1 protein-coding gene is annotated in these 1,781 nt (G+C 39.1%); it reads right to left on the reverse strand.

Annotated elements, in window-relative coordinates; all coding sequences use genetic code 11:
* On the reverse strand, positions 1–1,229 hold a 1,229-nt coding region (gene ltrA, locus ACFFIX_RS27690; RefSeq protein ID WP_378939877.1), incomplete at its 3' end, for a group II intron reverse transcriptase/maturase.
* Positions 1,230–1,781: the final 552 nt, after the last annotated feature.

The following is a 1,781-nucleotide window of genomic DNA, read 5'->3' on the forward strand; positions in this document are numbered from 1 at the left end:
TTGATACCTATATCCCAATGTTTAAAGAGTTTGGGATTTTGTTCCGAAATTCTACCTAGAAAATGTTCTGCCTTTTTCTTGTGACGGGTAAGTCTTTTGTATTTCTTTCTTACCCACATAATTAAAGCTTTATTAATATGTCTTAAAGAGGAGTACATTTCTGATTTGTAGAACTTTCCATAGTAATTAATCCAACCTTGAATTACTGAGTTAAACATTTTTGATAAGTCTATGAGTTCTTTGTCAGCCTTCAATTGTAGTTTCCAATCTCTCACTTTTTGCCGGATTGATTTCTTAGATTTATTACTTATGGCAGGTGTGAAATTCACAAAATGTTTTCCCCACCTATTCTTCGACAGCCTTGGTCTGAACGTGTATCCTAGAAAATCAAACGCTATATTCTCATGGTCTTCTTTTCTGTCTGCATCCTTACAATATACAATTTTTGTTTTGGCTGGATGTAGTTCGAGTTTACATTCGTTCATTCTTTTGTTAAGCGATTCAAGCAACTTCTTTGCTTCATCCTCTGTCTTGCAGTGGATGACTGCGTCATCTGCATATCTAGCGAACGGATTGTTTGGATGATTTATAGCCATCCATTTATCAAACGTGTAATGTAGAAATAAATTTGCTAACACAGGGCTTATGACACCACCTTGCGGTGTGCCAGATGTACGCTCTTTTATTCCTTCTTTCGTTTGAAACGGTGCTCTTAACCATCTTTTTATATATAACTTAATCCATTTGACTTGCGTATGCTTTTCCACTGCTCTCATTAATAAATCATGGTCAATATTATCAAATAAACCTTTAATATCGAATTCAAGCACCCAATTGTACTTCCAGCATCTTTTTCTAGTTATCTCTATCGCTTGAATGGCACTTTTCTTAGGTCTGTATCCATAGGAATCTTCATGAAAGAATGGCTCTACCGAAGGTTCGAGATATAATTTCACTGTCATTTGTGCAATTCTATCCGCAACCGTTGGAATTCCAAGTGTCCTGGTACCTCCAGCTTTCTTCGGTATTTCAACAGCTTTAACAGCTGGAGGAAAGTAACTTCCAGATGACATTCGGTTCCATACTTTATACAGATTATCTTTGAGATCTCCTTCGAACTCTGCTATGGATTGCTCATCAATTCCTGCTGACCCTTTGTTTGCTTTAACTCTTAGGAAGGCTTCATATACTATGTTTTTAGATATCACATATGGCTTTGTTTTATGCATAAGTTCCTCCCAATTTGATGGTTGACTTGTTTATAAAACTGAATAACATAACCCCTTTGCTCCATCTCCGTTAGGATGTTTCATTGCTACTACGAGTTATTCCGCCCCTATACATGGCATTGGTACTCTGATTCTCGTGGGGCTTCCACTTGAAATCTCTCCCTTGGCATCCATGTCGTAGGTTCTCACGTTCCACACTCAAGCCTGTATTAAGTTCACGCCGCCTTTATACCGGTCACCGAACGGACAGTAAACAGGTTTCCTCCGAACTTATCCTGAGTTAACGACTCCCCCTCAGTTTTGATGACAAATCTACGCTTTCGATACTTCTTCAGCGGTTCAATGGTTTTCGTCTCCTTAATACGTACCTGACAATGTCATGCACTGCCTTTTCCCTAACGCTCAATACCATAGCTTTTGACTACAGCACCTTAGGGTGGTTTGCAATCTCTACCTGCATAGCGATTGCGAGAGGCCTTCTCTCATCTTAAGTGCAGCATTGCGTACCAGGTGTGCTTTTCAAGCACACTTTGTTTGCATTCGTGACACACA

The sequence above is a fragment of the Metabacillus herbersteinensis genome (assembly GCF_042433335.1).
Classification (GTDB): Bacteria; Bacillota; Bacilli; order Bacillales; family Bacillaceae; genus Metabacillus; species Metabacillus herbersteinensis.